The organism is Paramuribaculum intestinale, assembly GCF_030759015.1.
Taxonomy (GTDB): Bacteria; Bacteroidota; Bacteroidia; order Bacteroidales; family Muribaculaceae; genus Paramuribaculum; species Paramuribaculum intestinale.
On record NZ_CP098825.1, the window covers coordinates 127,662 to 145,993 of the forward strand.

The window sequence follows — 18,332 nt, forward strand, 5'->3', positions numbered from 1 at the left end:
CCAGGATAATGTCCCTGTTTCCTGTGGTGGCGTTTCATTAAAGCCGGCCTGCAGCCGGCCGGAACGCCACCGGGGAAACTCAGGCAAAGATATAGACCAACCATAGAAAAAACTCAAGCAAATATGAAATTATACCACACACTTATCGGTCTTTGCACGGCTGCCATGGTGGCTTCGTGCAGCGACGACACTCCGGGCGTGAATCCCGGCAATACCGAGATGCCTGCCGACAGCTATGCATGGTTTGGCATGGGAGTGAAACTTCCTTCCGACGCTGACTCGCGTTCGGCAACGACCGACAATGGTTCGACCGGCGGCACAGAGATAGGCCGCACGGAAGAAAACCGCATCCATCGCGCGCTGATAGTGTTTGCCGACAAAGACAACGGCTTCATCGCATACGCCACTGCATCGCAGGGCGGCATATCGGCAGGTACAGGCTCTACGACGTCGACATCGGGCACCGGTTCGATCACGACAAACCCCGACGGTGTCAGCGCCGGTATACTCGCTTCTGTATCGGCCTCGCATATCAACGCGTATTACTCGAAGAAAGCTGATCCGACCACAGGAATACTCATGGACAACATGGTCAACGTCTATGTGTATGCCAACTATCCCCAGGATCTGCTCGATTCGTTCAAGGCTATGGGCGATGACGCCGTGGGTCGCTCGGACTGGACCGACTTCTACTGTGAGGTGTCGGAGCGCTCGTCGGATCATGGCAGCCTCACCGAAGACGATAATAAAAACACATCTGTGCTTGATGTCGTATCCGGTCTGCCTATGAGCAATGCCGCAATAACAACGGCCTACATACCCAAGAGCATCCACGACTGGCTTCCTTTCACCGACGAGGATCACCCCTTCAAGATGTCGGAGGCCAACACCGAAGGCGACAAGATCGACAACTCCTTCTCGTCGGTCAATATGACCGGCGGCCCGGTACAGCTTCAGCGCTCTGTGGCACGTTTCGACTTCAAGGATGGCTCGCGCAATAATTTCACGTATCATGTAGGTGTCTACGGTCAGGGGGGCAACACTCTCGACGTGCAGCTCATACGCATGAATCTCGTGAACATGAGCAAGCATTTCTACTATCTGCAGCGTGTCAGCAACAACGGCCACGCTTCGGGCGAGGGCTTCAAGCTCTGCGGCCGTGATCTGCCGGGCAACTATATCGTCGATTATGCGGCCGATCTCAAGTGCGTGCATCAGGATGGCGGCGAAGTGATGACCGGTATCGGCGACAAGGGCAACGGATATTCGAAATACTACAACTTCTGCTTCGGATCGGGCGACAACAGTGAAGACTGGAAGATAGATCTGGCTGCCCGTGACCAGTGGTATCGCGATACTCCGTCGGAGGTCGTGAGTCAGGGATCCAATATGAGTGACGCCACCGGCGAGTACAAGATATGGCGCTATGTGACCGAAAACGCCATACCCGGCATAAACCAGCAAAAGGTGTCGTTGTCTACCGGAATCGTATTCAAGGGCATGCTGCGCAATACACCCAATACCCCGGCCAATCTCCGCGACGCGATCAATGAGAACTACTATGTCGACGCCGCAGGCAACAAAGTGGATCGCGACGCTCCGGGAGCCACGCTCGACCATCCGATATTGTATCTGTTTGACAATGTGCTTTACGTCAAGTTTACGGCAGTGATCGCCGCAGCGCAGGGCACAGCTCCCGGCGACGTGCTCAACAACGCCGTGCTCCGTCCCAACACCGACAAGGGTTATGCCCGTTCGGTGGCTGACTACTACACTGCATGGCAGACAGCCGGCGGAGGCCAGGAGTCGGGCGAGCAGGGTTATGCCCAGTTCATGGAATTCAAAAAGGCCGCTGTCGACGCCGGTATCACCATCTACCAGTGGGCCACCGACGAATATCTCGGTCAGGGACAGACAACTCCCCACAAGGGCTACTTCTGCTACTATTACTACTGGAACCGCCACAACGACAACAATATCCCCGGCGTGATGGGTCCGATGGAGTTTGCCGTGGTGCGCAACAATGTCTACAAGATCTCTGTTGACCGCATACGCCGCATCGGACATCCGCGCCGCACGGAGAACGATCCCGATCCGCAGAATCCCGAGACTCCCGACGAGGAGAGCGACGTGTATCTCGACGTGCAGGTGACCACTCTCCCCTGGGTTGTGCGCCGCAATTCGATAGAATTCTAACAACCATTATCAGAAACTTGCAATGAAAATCACAGATACAATACGTCGTATATGGAACGGTGTGGCTGTTTCTGCCGCCATCGCCGCTCCGGCGGCAATGGTCACGTCGTGTGACAGCGCCATCTACGACGACCTCGAACCGTGTCGCGTGGGTGCCGAGCTGAGGTTTGTTTTCGACTACAACATGGAGTTTGCCAACGCATTTCCCTCGCAGGTCGACTGCCTTACGCTCTATATCTACGACGGCAACGGCAATTATGTGGCCACGCGCATCGAAACCTCCGAAGTGCTTGCCGACGAGAACTGGCGCATGGTGATAGACCTGCCTGCCGGCGACTATCATCTGATAGCCTACGGCGGCACAGCCTGCGAGGAGGCGGCCTATACGACCGCCACACCTCAGGCCGGACACCACTACACGGCCATGGGTCATGAGATGAAGGCGGAGCGTGTGGGCACGCACCTCCACGATCTATACTACGGATCTCTCGACATGACTGTCAGCGATAAGGACAACGAGTACACTCTGGCTACGCTGCCGATGATGCGCGACACCAACACCCTGCGCATACTGCTGCAGCAGCTCAACGGCGATCCGCTCGACGACAATGACTTCGTGTGGGAGATCACCGACGACAATACCCGTCATGCCCACGACAACAGTGTGGTGCCCGCCGGCGGGGTGACATACGCTCCCTGGACCACCGGAACTGTCGCCACCGGCATAGACGAAGCAGGCAACGAGGCTGTGCTCGCCTACAGCGAGATGTCGACCGGACGCTTTGTCACCGGCAACAGCCCGCGCCTGAAAGTGAAGAAGGCCGACGACGGCAGCGAGATCATCAACATACCGCTGGTCAACTATCTGCTGCTCTACAAGAGCGAGAAGTTCAACAAAATGTCGGATCAGGAGTATCTCGACCGCGAGCATCACTGGAACATGATCTTCTTCCTCGACGCCAACAAACACTGGGTGAATACCCAGGTGGTGATCAACGACTGGGTTGTACGGATCAATAACGCTGACCTATGATTTTTGACAGGACAATATCAACTAACCCGGCACGTCGATACGGACTTGCTGCGATGGCGGCTGTGGCTCTCGGATTGGGAGTCATGGCGACGGCATGCTCGTCGGGCGACGAACCCGGACGTCCGGCCGACGATGAGTCGACTGTCACGCTCAAGCTCAATATAGCGGCAGTCGATCCGGTGGCCGGAGAGGGTTCGCGCGCTACAGAATTCGAGCAAGAGGCGTCGATACGCGAGATGATACGCACCCTGCGCATCATCATAGTGCACGACGATCCGGCCGACGCGTCGCGTAAGAAGGTTGAATTCAATCAGTTCTGGGATCTGGCCGGAGAGGCCGGCGCCGACGACAAGACACAGATCGCGGCTACGGCCAGCAAGGAGATCAATGTCTATGCCGGAGCGGGCGACGGCGACTCGGATCTGAAAGACATATACGTCATAGCCAACGAGCACGGCCTTTATTCGGGATATTCACGCGATGCCGCCTCGACTGCCGACCGTGTGCTCGGCTCGATAGATCTCTCCAACGCCGTGTATGGCAGCGGAGCGTACCTCTCCGGCGATGATCTGGAGCGTCTTGAACAGCTGACATTCGACTTCAATCATGCAGCCGACGTCAAGGGTCTGATACCGATGTCCGAACACCATCAGGTGACGGTGCGTCATCCGAGGATCGACGAGCAGGGCAATCTTGTGGACCGCGATCAGAGCGTGAACATCTTCCTGACGCGTGCGCTTGTGAAAGTGACGGTAAAGGTGACCAACAAGACGTCGCGTCCTCTCGAGTTAACCGGCTACAGGCTGACCAATATGTCGCCGAAGAGCTATCTGTTTCCTTTTGAAACGGTCTACAGCCCGGCCAAGGAGCTTTGCCAGAGCGAGGCGGCTGTAGCGCCGCGCGAGATAACCGCTTACAGCATACCTTCGCAGACGCCCGGCACGTTTGAGCGCAAATTCAGCGTCCTCTCCCCGAGCGCAACACCGGCCGACCGTCAGGATCCCTACGCCATGGATCCGATAGCAGCCGGCGATAGCCGCACTCTTCCGGCGGTCTACATGCCCGAGAGCAAGGCCGGCGCAGGCTTCGCCGTCAACCTGTCGCTCTTCGGAGCCTATCAGGTGTCTGACAAGACGCTCGACGGACTGTCGGGATCTCTTCCGCGCAACACTCATCTCTATATCGAGGCCACGGTGAGCGATATGGAGGTGAAATATGAGGTTTGGGTGCATCCCTATCGTGAAGTGGAGCTGAAGCCCGGCTTCGGACTTCCAAAGAAATGAATTCTTAATTTGAAACATGATGAAACGCAGTATATATTATCTGATAGGTCTGCTGGCGGGTATGGCGCTGTGGAGCTGCTCGGACGACGCTCTCTATGATAAGGACGACGGTTTTGACGGCGACTGCACCATATCGGCATCACTGACTTTTCAGGCCGAGGACGTGGATCTGGGGTCGCGTTCGGCCGGCGACCTCATACAGAACATACAGACGCTCCATGTGCTCGTCTACGACACGCAGGGCGCTCTTGTAAAGTGCTACAGTCACGATGAGCTGAATGACTTCGTCAACACTGACAATCAGGATAACCGTGACGACCAGTCGCTCGGCGATGACAAGGCCGGGCGGGCTACGTTCAGCCTCACTCTGCCTCGCGGACGCTATCATATCTATGCAGTGGCCAATGTGCCCGATCTGCATACGCGGTCGAAGGACATAGCTACCCGCGACAAACTGAAAGCTATACGCTTCGCATGGGATGGCAAACGGGTGGCCAACAACAGCCAGATGTTCGGAGTGTTCAGCACGAGCGGTTCGCCGAGCGCCACTGACGAAAACCCGATAGTGCTCAACAAAGCCAATCTGACCGTCAAAAGCTGGCTCAAAAGGCTTGCCTCAAAGGTGACAGTGGCTTTCGACGGTTCGGATCTTTACGACAATATCGAGATCTACATTAAGGATATCCGAATAAAGGATATACCCAAGAACTGCACGTTGGGTCTGCCGAATACTCCGGGCGACGCCGGCGACAGCAACGGAATGAAACGTTATGAAACCGAGAACGGAGTGATAGCCGACGGCGAGGTAAGAATAGTCAACGAAGATCTACCCGAGGATGATAACAGTCTGTATCCTGCTCAGTTTTATCATGTATGTAACAATAAGCACCGTTACGGCGGCAAGGGCGACGAGGGCAGCGATCAGTCGATTCTTGACAAAACGCATGCCCACACAGCCGAATCGCTCTATTTCTTCGAAAACATGCAGGGAAAGGGCAAGGAGAAGCATCAGTCGATCGACGGTGAGAAAATATGGTATCCTGAACCGGTGGAGGGCGATCTCCAGTCGGGATGGAAGGATCATAAGCCTTATGGGACATACGTGGAGGTGAGCGGTATATATCGCAACCGCACCACCACTACTGTCGGGAAAATCGTCTACAGATTTATGCTCGGTCAGGACATCGACACCGACTACGACGCACGTCGCAACACTCACTACAAGCTGACGCTTGCATTCCACGGCAACGGCAACGAGGCCGACTGGCATATTGACTTTGACGAGGATCCGGGCATCTACGTGGTTTCGCCGCAGTATATATCGTATCTCTACAACAAGGAGATGCAGATGGACGTGAAGGTGGTGGGCGACATTGATCCCGAATATGGTCTGAAGGCTGAGATACTTCAGGAAACATCGTGGAAGCCGTGGGGCGACGGTTCGGAAGACTTCCCCACGCCGTCGACAGATTTCTATTCACAGATTCCGGTGTTTAATGATGGTCCATGGAACGCGTTTCTCTCGTTGAGGCAATCGGTCGACACGAAAGTGGAGGATCCGGCGTATAACGACCAGCCTTCGTATTCAGTGCCATGCGACACCAAGTATAACCAGGATTATTGGAAGGATAAAAAGCGTGGAACACGTACATATTATCCCGACGGCAAACCTGACGATTATGGCACTGATCCCGATTATAAGTATTCAGTGCAGCAGGGTGAAGGCTCCAGTCTGTTCAGCATACATCTCTTTACGAGAGCCAAGGAACTGGTGACGAAAACAGGTTTTTCGGGCAATAATCCCTACTATTCATATCCACGCCACGGCAAAATCAGATTTTCGGCCAAGCTCAAAGACGGAACGCAGCTGTCCAAAGAGGTGGATATAATTCAGGTGAGGCGTGTGGTGAATCCAAAGGGTGTGTGGCGCAGCCATGATAATCAAGAGGATTTTCATGTGACGCTGATGCGTTTGCCACAAGAAGATGCAACAAATTTCGTACCGTTCACGTCTGAGGGACCATGGTATGCCGAAGTGATAAAAGGCGAAGCTTATTTCGAACTTGAAACTACGCCGATCGGACGTGATGATGGAGCTACGGAGAGGGGCAAACGAATCGAGGGCGACTCGGAGCACTTGATCGACTTCAAGATCAAGTTCAAAGGCACGTATGCATCAAATGAGGTGCATTGCGGGCTGGTGAAGGTGCGCTATCACAACTACACATGCGAGCATGTGATCATGGTGCGTCAGGGCTATGCCCCGATCACTATGGACGGCGGAGCGCGCAGTGACGACAACCCGGCATGGGGGTCGTTTAATGTGTATTCGTTGACCGGAGGATATAAGAAGGGGAAGTATACGGCCGATTTTGTTGAGTCGCCACTCTTTGAAGGTTCGTACTTCAGATGGAACAATGTCAATGCTATCCTTGCGTCGAACAACGATAAAGTGGGCTTCGGAGAGGATGGAACAAATGCACGATTTGATGTAATAGACTGGAATGATCAGCACAAGACTATGCTTTGGCGGGATATTGTCGGAGGGGATGATGACTGGGAAATCAACAATGACGGAGCGCGGGTGGCCCGCTATGAGGACTTCGAAAAGCTGCTATCTACTACGGGCAGCAACATTGAGAAAGCCTATGGGGTGCTGTATGGCGACGGAGCCACCGAAACTGCTACCGCTGTTGCCGATGCGCTTGGCTATGACGACGCAACGGGCGGCGCATCGATAAAAGGTATGCGCGGATGCTTTGTGTTCCACAGCGACACCGGCAACAATATCTTTTTCCCTATAGGCAAGTCGGGTCACGGCCGACGCAAGTCGGGTCGTGGAAAGACCGATGCTGTCGGGGATGAAGGCAGTGGTGAGGCCAATATGGATGGCGTGTTGCGATATGCCCAGCGCCATGCAGTGTTCAAAGAACGGAAGGAATATACGCTTGCTTTAGGAAAAGATTATAATGGCGGAGTAGAGTATATGCCTATGTTTTATGATCTTTACAAGCGATACGGTGCTGTCTACTGGCTTGAACGGCCGGGTGGCCCCGGAGCTGTTTCCGGTGATCGGACCAAAGGCCATACGGCGTGGGATATAAACTACTTCACGATGGGCTTCGAGAGTTTTGAAAACGGTGCTATTGGAGCGCTAAACGGTATTAAAGGCTTCGACCAAAGCGACGCTTGCCTGATGAGGGTGGTTTATACGAAATAGAATACTTCTTTAATGGCATTATAATTCGGCGGGCGCGGGATGCTTAGGCTTCCGGCGCCCGCTTATATTGCGTTAGTCCTGTCGGCATCGGATGCGGTGTCAAAAGGGAGTGAGCATGCTTTTTGCGTGACGTTTTACATACGTTTTGCGATGCGTCTTGCGAAAAAAAGCGGGCAGGGGGTTGCATGGACGAAAAAAATGCGGTAATTTTGCCGAGGAAAATCACACACTTACAAGCCTGCACTTCCGGAGGGGAGTGTTCCGCCAAGCAAATCGGGGCTGACCGGTTTTGACAGCGTGTAGAGGTGGTATGTAAGCATGCAGAGCAATGATGGCTACGCTCTATAATCTGGGACATCGCAAGTTTTAAATGGCGAAAACAACTACGCTCTTGCTGCCTGATTGAAGTACAGTAGATCGGCTTAATCCCGGCAACAGTTGCCGGGACAAGACATCGCCCGATTGTCGTCGTCCCGAGACTAATCGACAAGGCGGTGCAGTTAAATCGGGAATAGGATCGCAAGAGCCTCGCGCGCGGTCTGAAACAACAGAGGCTAAGGGCGCGGTTGGCTGTCGCTTGCCTGCCACGCCACAAAAACCAACAAGCGAATAAGCATGTAGAAAGCATATTAGTTCCACGTTTGGACGAGGGTTCGAATCCCTCCAGCTCCACTTGGGGGCTCGGAAAACGCCGGACGTTTTCCAGCCAACATTAGACTAAACCGCAGACTATCAATTAGTTCTGCGGTTTTTTCGTGCTTTTTTCCATCGACTCAGGACCGATGCCGGACAGAAAAAAGACCGCCACAGACGCTTATTCGTTACCAAATCGTTACCCGGATTTTTCAAAAACAAAAATGGTAACGTTGGATATTCTCAACAAATTGACCCCCTATGGATTATTTAAATTGACCCCCATTGATAACCTGTGATTTTTGGACAGTTTTTACAGGGGTTGACAATAGGGTCTGGGGGATTCTGATGGCGTGTTGATAATTAAGATTTATTTACAAAAATAATCATTTGATTTTATTCTGCAACTTGCGGATGGACTCTCCGAAGAGCTCTATCCTTATCGAGTGGTGCACGATCCTGTCGAGGATCGCATCGGCGATCGTCTTCTCTCCGATCACGTCATGCCAGTCGCATACGGGAACCTGGGAGGTGATGATGGTGGCCCGTCGTCCGTGCCGGTCCTCGATTATGTCCATCAGTGAGGATCGCGCGGCGGCATCGAAGGGATGTATGCCGAAGTCATCAAGGATGAGAAGGTCGGTACGCTCGATCCTTTTCAGTTCGGTAAGAATCGTGCCTTTTGCCTTTGCGGCCTTCAGCTGGCCCATCAGGCGTGCTGTGCTGGCGTATAGCACGCGCATCCCTTTCTGGCATGCCCGGTAGCCCAGAGCGGTTGCTATGTAGCTTTTGCCGGTGCCGGCACTGCCGGTGATGAAGATGTCGCGTGGCTCGGTGACGAAGGTCATCTCGGAGAGCCGCATCAGCAGGTTCCGGTCAAGGCCGCGCTCAAGGGAGTAGTCTATCTCCTCGATTGAGGCGCGGTAACGGAACGAGGCCTGTTTCTGCAGGCGCTGTATAAGCCGGTTGGTGCGGTCGTCCCATTCATTTTCCACGAGCCACGCCACGAACTGGTCTGTTGTCATGCCTTCGCTTTTGAACGATTCCATTGATGTGCGGAAGGCCGCGTGCATGCCCAGCAGCCGCATCTGCGACATCCGGGCGAGTGTCTGTTGGTTCATTTCCATTGTTGTATGTATTGTTGGATTGATATGTTACCTGAAGTATTCCTTCCCGCGTATGTTTGCATGCCGGGGCATCTGGGCGCTCTCCTCGCACTCTTGACCGGGAAGGGTGTCGTCATCGAGGCAGTCATGACGGCTGCGCAGTATCGAGTCGACGGCGCTGTAGTTGTAGAGTCCGGAGGATGCGGCCCTGCGGCAGGCCCTGACCAGGCGGTCGTTGCCGACCCTGGATGCGAACGACAGTATGCCCTTGCAGGATTTGTAGGCCTGTTCGGGATGGGTCTTTGACTCTATGACATGCCGCAGGAAGTCCTCTACGTCGGCATGTATGCGTGCCCCCTGCCTCAGGAAGCCCTCGACGCTCCATCCGCTCAGGTCCCGGTGGGCCGAGGCAAGGTGATTCGGCTCCGTGGTATACCCGTACGGGCGCCATCCTCTGGGATGTACGGCCACGCGGTCTCCGCCGCAGTATATCTCAACCGTACGTGAGTCATACAGTATGTTGACCTTGCGGCCGATAAGACGGTGGGGCACGCTGTAGTAGTGGCGGTCAAGGCGTACGTGCCCGTTGCGCTGTACCGTGGCGGTATGCCGTTCCTTCAGCTCGAACCTTATGGGATTTAACGGGCGCAGGTACATGCGCTCCAGATCCTCGAACTGCTCGCGGCGGCTGTAAGGGCGTCCGCTCATGCGGGCGTTGTTGTGAAGCTCCAGCGCCGTACGGATAGCGGCGTTCAGCGACACAAGATCATGATGAGTGCGCTGTCGCACCAACGGGTAGATGCTGCGGTAGATGAGCTTGACGGCGCCCTCCACCAGGGCCTTGTCGCGCGGCTTGCGCACGCGTGCCGGTATGACTGCGCAACCGTGATGCTCGGCGAAGGCCGCGTAATCCTCATTGAGCTCCGCCTCGTAACGGCTTGCCTTCTTTACGGCAGCCTTGAGATTGTCTGGCACGATGGCCGCCGGTGCCCCGCCATAAAAATGAAGCGCATTCTCACAGCACCGTATGAAGTCCTCCTTGCGCTGGCTCATCACGGCCTCAACATATGTAAGCTGTGAGCAAGGCAGTATGGCCACGAACACCTCCACGGCGATGATCCCGCCGCTGTCACGGTCGACCAGCTCCAGACGGTCGCCTGCGTAATCGACATACATCTTGTCGCCGGCCTTGTGTTCCAGATGCGCTATAGGGTGCATCTGCGCCACATACAGACGCATCAGACGGCTGAACGTCGACCGGGAATAGCCTCCCGGGTGACTCCCGATATAGTCGTCATACAGCTTCTGCCGCGTCATACCTCTCTTTTTCAGACGTCTGACATAATCAGGCATAAGTCCCATAAGCTCCTGATGGCGGCTTGACACGGGTTCCGAACCGACCGCTCTCACTCCGAAAATCTCATTCAGATCCGGATCCTCCAGTTTCAGAAGATCCTCGATGCCACGGTTCAGCTCCATAAACCGCCGGAGGTATTTACGCACCGTGTTGCGCGCTATGCCCGTCAGGTTGCTGATACTCTTGGCTCCGTTGCCGTTGGCGTGGCATCGGAGCACCTGTCTTAATTTGTTCATGCTCAGTTTTCGATTTGCCATCAGTCGTATGTTTAATATTATTTAACATACAATATAGCTCAAAAACTCCTTTTGCCAACTCCCGTAAAGTCTTTTTCCGGGGGGTAATTTGCTTGACCGGACGGGGGTCAATTTAAATGATTTTCCGGGGGGCAATTTATCTGGTCAACCGGGGGGCAAATTCACTGAGTTTTTCCACATAGACTGCCGTTCCCACTTTTCCATTGGTGTCCGCAGTCGGAACAGGTAAGTATCCCGCTCTTGGTTCGGTAGGCAAAATGCTCGATGCAGTTTGCATATGCCCATTCTTCCTGCCTGGCGGTAAGAGGGCGGAGGGTGGCTGAGAGTTGTGCCACTTTCTTTTGTATTGCGGTCTTGGGTTTCATAGCGGTATGGGGGTTAAAAGTCAAATAGACTTGGTTGTTCAACTTGTGGTTTGTTTTCGGTGGCTTTCTTCGCGGTGGTTTTGCGCATCTTCGCAACCTGCTCGTCTCGGAGTTTGGCTATTGCCTCTTGCCGTGCCTCTTCCTTTTCCTCCTCGGTGAGTTCTACCGTATGGTTCACCACCACTTTGCAGTTTATTGGGTTGCCGACCTCAATTTCTTTTTCCTCGTAGTAATGGATTGCCATTCCGTACACCTCCGCATCGGTAAAGCCGTTGCTACCGCTTTTCTGCACTTGGTTGAGGATATATGTCACGCAGTCCTCTACTGATTTTGAGGGATTTGCGAACTTGACGGCAAACAATGCGTCATTCTCTGCTCGTTCTTCAAGATAAGCCTTGATTGTGTCGTTGAAGGCTTGTGTGCCTTTGTTTTCTTTCGTTGCCATAGCCGTGGGTTTTAGAGGATTGCCAGTATCATTTTTTCTATTTCGGTGGGATTGAGTCCCATTTCAAAGAGCCGTCTAACAAACTCTCTGCGACTCTCGCCCCGTAGTTCTTGGAATAGCTGACGGTATGTGGATATGTTGCCGTTGAGGTATGTTTCAACCATATACTCGGATATATCGTCAACCCCGTAGTATCGTGCTTGCTGTTCCAAGGTCTTGGAGTTTCTTTTCGTTGCCATATTCTTGAATTTTAGAGTGTCATTAACCAATAGATTGCCCCTGCTGCGGTGAGGATTGATATGAGCCAGCCTATGCCCCTTAATATGGGTCTGACCACTGCCCACAACGCTATCCCGATTACTGCTCCGATGATGATTGCCACCGCCTTGACCGCCTTTGTGATTATGCGGTATAGATAGGAGGATTGGCGAGCTTGCCTTGACTTAAAATCTTTATGTTTTCTTGTGGCTTTCATATCGGTGGGAGCTTTTTTTGAACCATGCGTCCAAAGACAGTGTGGTTGTATGAGTTGCTTGACACCTGCAAGGCGTGTGGCGGAAGAAAAGGGATGTTCGGGCCTCGACATAAAAATACGAGCCGACGCAAGGAGGTCTGGAGATTTTTATGCCGAAGCCGATAGAATATCCCTTCGCCGCACGTTCAGTCAAGTCAAGCAACCCATACAGACCCGCTTGTCAATGGTACGCCCTGACTCAAAATGGCTCCCCCGGTAAGAAAGCCCAGGAAAACATAATCGTCCCTGCTGCCACGCTGGTGGCGGCAGCGGAAAGAAAAAAATAAAAAAACGGAAATGTAATCCCGCTGAGGATAATGTCCGCGCACAGGGAGCGGTACGGCATCGCCGATCCGTGGAAGTGCGCGGTCTTTATCCGCGTGGATTGAAATCAACGGGATGCGGGATGTGCAAATGCCGGGGCAGGTGAAAGGCCGTCTCTTACTTTCACTTTCACCGGTTTTGTATTTCCGGCATCCCGTTTGGCAACGAAAGATAAAAGGGACAGTCAGTGTAAACAGGTTTCGGCAACGCGATAAATAGTCCCGCAAAGGGATAGTGTCCGGATGATGTCCGCCCGGTCGTTCTATCGGGAGGACGGCATACGGTCTCTATCCGCGTGGACCTGTCAGGCGGGACATGGGCTTGCAGTATGTCCGGGTCGGAACGTGGCCTCCCGGACACATCCCCGGCACGGTCTGATGCAAGCCGATGTCCCGCCACGTTTGCCCATGACGATAAAAATCGCTATCTTTGCAGCGTCTAAACGTGTCTTTTTCGTACTGAAAAAGCGGATGCGGTTACAAGGTTGAAAATTGGGCATAGTCCAAAATCAGACCTTGTGGGGGCAAAAAGAGGCAATTAAAAATCAAAAACAGATGTTAAAAATCAAAAACTCAAATTCCTCCGTTTGCGGCAACTTTCTCAATCAGTACGAATTAAGTACAATTACGTTACATAGACGCTCTAAAATCCAGCAAGTTACGTCATATATCACAAATTTTTAGTAACTTTACTTTCGGTAATCATGATACAGTATTTATTGTTTGTTGCATCTAAATTACTAAACATCAGTGATATTGCCAAAAAAATCGGCAGCTTTTTCAAGCTGCCGATTCAACTTTTTTATGGTGTTCCTTATCCCGAACTCGCGTTATAAGAAAGAGCTTGCCAAGAAATCTGTAAAGGAACATTTCCGCAACACAATGTTGCATGGCTTCGATACAGACGCAACTATGCTTCGCATCGGTGCAATGAACCTTATGCTCCACGATGTTGACAATCCGCAGGTGGCATGGCAGGATTCCCTGTCCGCCGACAATACCGACACGGAGCGTTACTCGCTTATACTCGCCAACCCGCCGTTTGCCGGAAGCCTCGACAACGATGCCGTGGCAAAGAGTCTTCTGACTATCGCCAAGACCAAGAAGACTGAACTGCTGTTTCTCGCCCTGTTCATCCGCTCGCTACGTGTGGGCGGCCGTTGTGCGTCTATCGTCCCCGACGGTGTGCTGACCGGTTCCTCGAAAGCTCATAAAGACCTGCGCAAAGAGCTGGTGGAGAACCAATACCTTGAAGCCGTCATCTCGATGCCCGCCGGAGTATTCCTGCCATATTCCAACGTCTCGACAGCCATCCTGATCTTTACCAAGACCAATGCCGGAGGCACGGACCGGGTATGGTTCTATGATATGAAAGCCGACGGCTTTTCGCTCGACCAGAAGCGCAACGAGATTGCCGACAACGACATACCCGACATCATCGCGCGATTCCACGACCGCAAAGCCGGAGAATCGGAGCGTAAGCGCACCGACAAGTCGTTCCTTGTGCCGCAGAGCGAGATAATCGAGCATGGCTACGATCTTGCCTTCAACACCTACAAGGAGACTATCCGCGAAAAGGTGGAGTTTGAACCCACAGAATCAATCATGAACCGTCTTCACACCACAGAGGAAACCTTCCTCCGTGGCATGGTCGAACTTCAAAAGATGCTTGCACAATGAACCACGGCTGGGAAATTCGGCCTTTACAAGATATTTGTAATAAGGCTTCATCAAATTTGATGCAGAAGAATATCGACTCTGAAAATGGGAAATATCCTGTTTTCGGAGCCTCTGGTATTGCCGGCTATATAGATTATTATGTTCAGGCAAAGGATTATATTGGCATAATCAAAGATGGCTCTGGCGTTGGTCGCGTAAGTGTTTATCCCAAAGAGTCATCTTTGTTAGGGACACTGCAATATATAATACCTAATGAAAACATGGATTTGCGTTATGTTCCTGATGCTCAACGCCTCGGATATCCTCATTCCGGTAGCATACAAAAGCCTGAAAAGGCACGGCATGCACATTAGACATGATTTTGGTGTAGGTCTTGAAAGCTCGGCTTCATCGATTGCCGCGAATATCCGGATTATTTCATCATGTGTGTACACATATGGAGTATATGTGCTTGTCGGTCTCTTGGGTAGGCGGGGGACATAACATTCAATACCCAGACGGCACAGATACTTCAGAAACTGAATCAACTGCGAATGCTTGTGATATGATGTTACGTCAGATGTAGGATAAAGGCTTTTCTCCCACTCACACACCATTTCTTTTGTCACGTAAAGTTCAGAACGTTTGTTCAGTATCATCGCGTCATCCCATTGTTTGAGCGTGTGTCCATAGTCTGCTGTTTTGGATACAACTGCACTCTTTATTTTCATGAAAGCACTGATATATGGAGCGAAAACGCTTCTGTATTCATGTTTATTACTCATAAAATATCCCTCCTTCTATGTTGTATTCCAAAATTCTCGTTGAGATTTAGAAAAGATTAACGTTAAAAATCAATTGCTTATGTTTCTGTGCCGATTGTGTAGGCACAAAAGAGTCATGATCGAGGCCTCTGCCCCAATCAAATAACCGGCAATCGGTTAGAGCCCGAAATGCCTTGTAGTAAAAAAAGTCCTATCAGGCAAACTTCTATCAGTCACGCCCCATCGGGCTGACAGTTTACTTATTCAGCATAATAGGAAAGACGCCACAACCTTTCTTTTAGATGCAGCCAAGGCTCATCAAGGAGGCGAGAGTAGCCGTCTTACTGTATTTGCCTATAAGACTTTTGTGTGTCGCATTATCTAACGGCATTCATATCTGCGGTTTGATTTCAGTACGGAAAATATTATGTTGGAGAGCTTGCGGGCTATCCGGATTATGGCTTCCTGCGACTTCATTCCGCGGGTGCACAATGCGCCGAACTTTGCGGAGAGTTCCGCGTCGTGCCGTATGGCTATCCATGAGGCCTCGACTATTTTTGGACCGAGGAATTTGTTTCCCCGGAAAGTCTTCTCACCGACGTATTCCTTGTCGCCGCTTGATGACATCATCGGCACGAGTCCGAGGAACGATGCGAACTGGCGCTGGTTACTGAAGCGACCGATGTCATCAATCTCGGTAAGCAGGCTCATGGCAATTGTCGAACCAATGCCGGGAACCGACATCAGGATGCCGTATTTCTCGGCATACCTGTCGCTGCGCGCCAGCGAGCGCAATCTGCGGTTCACATCAAGGAGGCGTTCCCTGTAATGGAGTACCTCGGCAATGAGCAGGTCAAGCGAGACCCGGGTGTCGGAGAGCAACCGCACGTCATTCTGCAACCACGTTATGAAACTTCTTGTCCAGTGGCGGTTGCTTCGGAAATATTCTTCGGGGTACTCCACGCCGTTGTTGTACAGCAGATGCTTGATTCTGGATTTTATGCCGCCGGAAAGCTTCACAATAGTGGCGCGGTGGCGTACCAGCGCACGGTCGTCGAGGCTGTCCTTCGAGTGAATGTACACACTGCCGAGCTCGCCGCGCATAAGGGCTTTGGCCAGCTTTTTTGAATCCACCGGGTCTGACTTCGAGACCTTTTCCTTCTGGGTGGTCGGAACGTCAGCAGCATGTACCACGGTGCATTTTATACCAAGCTCAGTCAGGGCATAATAGGTCGAGAAGCCCGAAAACCCCGTCTCGTAGGCTGCATGGTAGCTACCGTTAGGATAATGCTTGTTCAAATGTTCAAAGAGCTCTTTGGCCGAAGCCTTTTGAGTATGAGTGCGCATAAACCCAGAGGGGGTGAGCACCGTGACACTCCATGTTCTCAGATGGACGTCAATACCAATAGAGATATTTTGTCCGCTGAAATCTTTTTTGTTACTTTGTACCATAGACGTATCGGTTTTGCTGTTAATGTATTTTGCTTTTACAAATTTACATGCAATTGCCCTTACGTCTATCTTTTCTCCTCACTCCTCTCGGGGGAAAGCCTTAGCGGCAAGGGGGCAGACAGCCCCCGTTGAGCGCCCCGTCAGCTAATCTGATGCAAACATAGTGACTTTCTGCAAATAGAAATCATTGGGAACTGGCGGTGGCTGAAGCAGGATTGAGCGTAACCTGTTCATATCTACCTTCAGGTAGTTGCTTGTGCTTGCTGTGCTTGCATGGCCGAGGGCGCTTGATATAATGGGGAGCGGAGTTCCGTTTTCCAAAAGCTCGGTGGCAAGTGAATGTCGCATTGCATGTATTCCATGGTGTCGTCTTCTTACATTGACCCCTGATGCCCTTATGGCTTCCTGCATGGCGCTCCATACTGTATCTCGGCATATCCTTGTATATGGAGGTCTTGACGATACAAAAATATGGTCATCGCCTGTAGTCGGTCGTTCTGCCTGTAGATAGTCGATAATGGCGTTGCCTATATCACTGAGCAGCGGGAGAATATTCTCTCGCTTGGTTTTCCACTGTACGATACGGATGATGTTTTTGTCCCAATCCACATCACTAAATCTCAATCGGATGATGTCTGACACCCTTAGTCCGAGCCTTGAAGCAAGGAGGAATATGGCATAATTTCGTCTTCCGTTATAACTGCTGCGATTTATTGCATTACCAATCTGTTCAATTTCTTGTGCGGTATAAACAGATGGTATCTTCTCTCTTTGGGGTGAACGAACTCCCTCAAGAAATGTACCGAGTTCGAATTTTACATACCCTTCATGGTAAAGGTATTTGCAGAAAGCGCGTATCACGAATAAACGCTGCGATTGATTGTTCTTTAATGATGATAAGAACTCCATCACATGTAACTCGGTTAATTCTGAGATTTTATCTATTCCCTTCAGATGTAAGGAAAGATTAAACTCTGACAGCACCTGTCGATATACGGTCAATGTTACAGGAGTGACACGCTCTTTCCTCTTTAGTTCTACAAGTTTCTGTGCGATTTCACCAATTTCCCCGTATAAGTCGTAAGTGCGAAGCTGGATATTCCTTTTCACAAAAGGTACATCCGGATTTTCCAATGCTGCGTTAAGAAAGTCAACGCAATGGCAGAGTCTCTGCCATCGTTTCAAGCCTTTACGGCTTTCAAGATAACGTATTCCGACATCGGAATCGAATTTTTCAAGCCCCATTTCCTTCATGTATGAAGAAATGTCTGATTTTACAATGGACTTGAACTCGGCTACCGTAGAAGGAAAGTAGCCGGCTTCAACCCATTTTTCCTCACATAGCTTGAGTAGTTTTGTGATTTGTTGTGATTTTGCCATATATGTTATTGTAAATGGTATTCAACTAATATGGCAATAAGATTTTTATCCTCAAAATATTATCACAAGTAATCCTAAAATTCAACACATTAGATTATGTTATATCTTCCAACTTGGGATAATATTATACTTTGGATAATAATGAGTGGCAAGAGAATAGACCTCATCATTGGTCATTACGCTGACGCCTTGACGCTTGACCTCGTTGAGTATGTACTGGCAACACTCCTCTACGGATTTGGAGGGGTCTGCATAGCGGATAGCGAACAGATTGTCGCTCTCTGCACGGCTATCGAGATAGTTGCGGATAGCCTCGATAAAATTCTCAGATGATTTCATAGTCGT

14 protein-coding genes, 1 other RNA gene and 1 pseudogene are annotated in these 18,332 nt (G+C 51.5%); 7 read left to right on the forward strand and 9 right to left on the reverse strand.

Annotation, left to right across the window (positions count from 1 at the left end):
• The first annotated feature begins 123 nt into the window (after positions 1–123).
• The 5 genes from NF347_RS00465 to ssrA all read left to right on the forward strand — a co-directional run bounded on the left by NF347_RS00465 (position 124) and on the right by ssrA (position 8,407).
• Complete coding sequence (locus tag NF347_RS00465) at positions 124–2,196, forward strand: Mfa1 family fimbria major subunit (protein ID WP_170067068.1); 2,073 nt, start codon at positions 124–126, stop codon at positions 2,194–2,196.
• A gap of 22 nt (positions 2,197–2,218) precedes the next feature.
• Positions 2,219–3,229 carry a FimB/Mfa2 family fimbrial subunit gene (locus NF347_RS00470; protein WP_107036607.1) on the forward strand — a complete coding sequence of 337 codons (1,011 nt, stop codon included), beginning with the start codon at positions 2,219–2,221 and terminating at the stop codon, positions 3,227–3,229.
• Positions 3,226–4,512 (forward strand): hypothetical protein, encoded by a 1,287-nt coding sequence (locus tag NF347_RS00475; protein ID WP_107036606.1) that lies wholly within the window; start codon positions 3,226–3,228, stop codon positions 4,510–4,512. Before NF347_RS00470 ends, NF347_RS00475 begins: the two co-directional genes overlap by 4 nt.
• Before the next feature lie 16 nt (positions 4,513–4,528).
• A complete protein-coding gene (locus tag NF347_RS00480) occupies positions 4,529–7,732 on the forward strand; it encodes a fimbrial protein (protein ID WP_107681428.1) in 3,204 nt (1,067 codons plus the stop codon).
• A 275-nt stretch (positions 7,733–8,007) separates the two neighbouring features.
• Positions 8,008–8,407, forward strand: a transfer-messenger RNA (tmRNA) gene (gene ssrA, locus NF347_RS00485).
• A 344-nt stretch (positions 8,408–8,751) separates the two neighbouring features.
• On the opposite strand, the gene istB is transcribed toward ssrA, so the two are convergent.
• From istB to NF347_RS00510, 6 genes and pseudogenes are all read right to left on the reverse strand, one after another.
• Positions 8,752–9,492 (reverse strand): IS21-like element helper ATPase IstB, encoded by a 741-nt coding sequence (gene istB, locus NF347_RS00490; RefSeq protein ID WP_289685785.1) that lies wholly within the window; start codon positions 9,490–9,492, stop codon positions 8,752–8,754.
• A 27-nt stretch (positions 9,493–9,519) separates the two neighbouring features.
• Complete coding sequence (istA, locus tag NF347_RS00495; RefSeq protein ID WP_237613085.1) at positions 9,520–11,064, reverse strand: IS21 family transposase; 1,545 nt, start codon at positions 11,062–11,064, stop codon at positions 9,520–9,522.
• 197 nt (positions 11,065–11,261) lie between these two features.
• Positions 11,262–11,450: pseudogene (locus NF347_RS13665) on the reverse strand (PcfJ domain-containing protein); the annotation flags it as partial.
• 13 nt (positions 11,451–11,463) lie between these two features.
• Positions 11,464–11,895 carry a PcfK-like family protein gene (locus NF347_RS00500; protein ID WP_107037038.1) on the reverse strand — a complete coding sequence of 144 codons (432 nt, stop codon included), beginning with the start codon at positions 11,893–11,895 and terminating at the stop codon, positions 11,464–11,466.
• Positions 11,896–11,906: 11 nt separating this feature from the next.
• Entirely contained in the window at positions 11,907–12,134 is a 228-nt protein-coding gene (locus tag NF347_RS00505; RefSeq protein WP_107037037.1) for a hypothetical protein, read from the reverse strand.
• Between the two features lie 11 nt (positions 12,135–12,145).
• The gene (locus tag NF347_RS00510) at positions 12,146–12,370 is read right to left on the reverse strand and encodes a hypothetical protein (RefSeq protein WP_107037036.1); all 225 of its coding nucleotides are present in this window, start codon (positions 12,368–12,370) and stop codon (positions 12,146–12,148) included.
• A gap of 1,166 nt (positions 12,371–13,536) precedes the next feature.
• On the opposite strand from NF347_RS00510, the gene NF347_RS00515 reads away from it, so the two are divergent.
• Positions 13,537–14,412 (forward strand): HsdM family class I SAM-dependent methyltransferase, encoded by an 876-nt coding sequence (locus tag NF347_RS00515; protein ID WP_107037117.1) that lies wholly within the window; start codon positions 13,537–13,539, stop codon positions 14,410–14,412.
• Positions 14,409–14,765, forward strand: coding sequence for a restriction endonuclease subunit S (locus NF347_RS00520; protein WP_107037116.1), 357 nt, complete (start codon positions 14,409–14,411; stop codon positions 14,763–14,765). Before NF347_RS00515 ends, NF347_RS00520 begins: the two co-directional genes overlap by 4 nt.
• 771 nt (positions 14,766–15,536) lie before the next feature.
• Here NF347_RS00520 and NF347_RS00525 read toward each other — a convergent pair.
• From NF347_RS00525 to NF347_RS00535, 3 genes are all read right to left on the reverse strand, one after another.
• Positions 15,537–16,607, reverse strand: coding sequence for an IS110 family RNA-guided transposase (locus NF347_RS00525; protein WP_055301324.1), 1,071 nt, complete (start codon positions 16,605–16,607; stop codon positions 15,537–15,539).
• Positions 16,608–16,751: 144 nt separating this feature from the next.
• Positions 16,752–17,987 (reverse strand): tyrosine-type recombinase/integrase, encoded by a 1,236-nt coding sequence (locus NF347_RS00530; RefSeq protein WP_237612985.1) that lies wholly within the window; start codon positions 17,985–17,987, stop codon positions 16,752–16,754.
• Positions 17,988–18,086: 99 nt separating this feature from the next.
• Positions 18,087–18,326 carry a Cas9 inhibitor AcrIIA9 family protein gene (locus NF347_RS00535; RefSeq protein ID WP_107035438.1) on the reverse strand — a complete coding sequence of 80 codons (240 nt, stop codon included), beginning with the start codon at positions 18,324–18,326 and terminating at the stop codon, positions 18,087–18,089.
• Between the last annotated feature and the right edge of the window lie 6 nt (positions 18,327–18,332).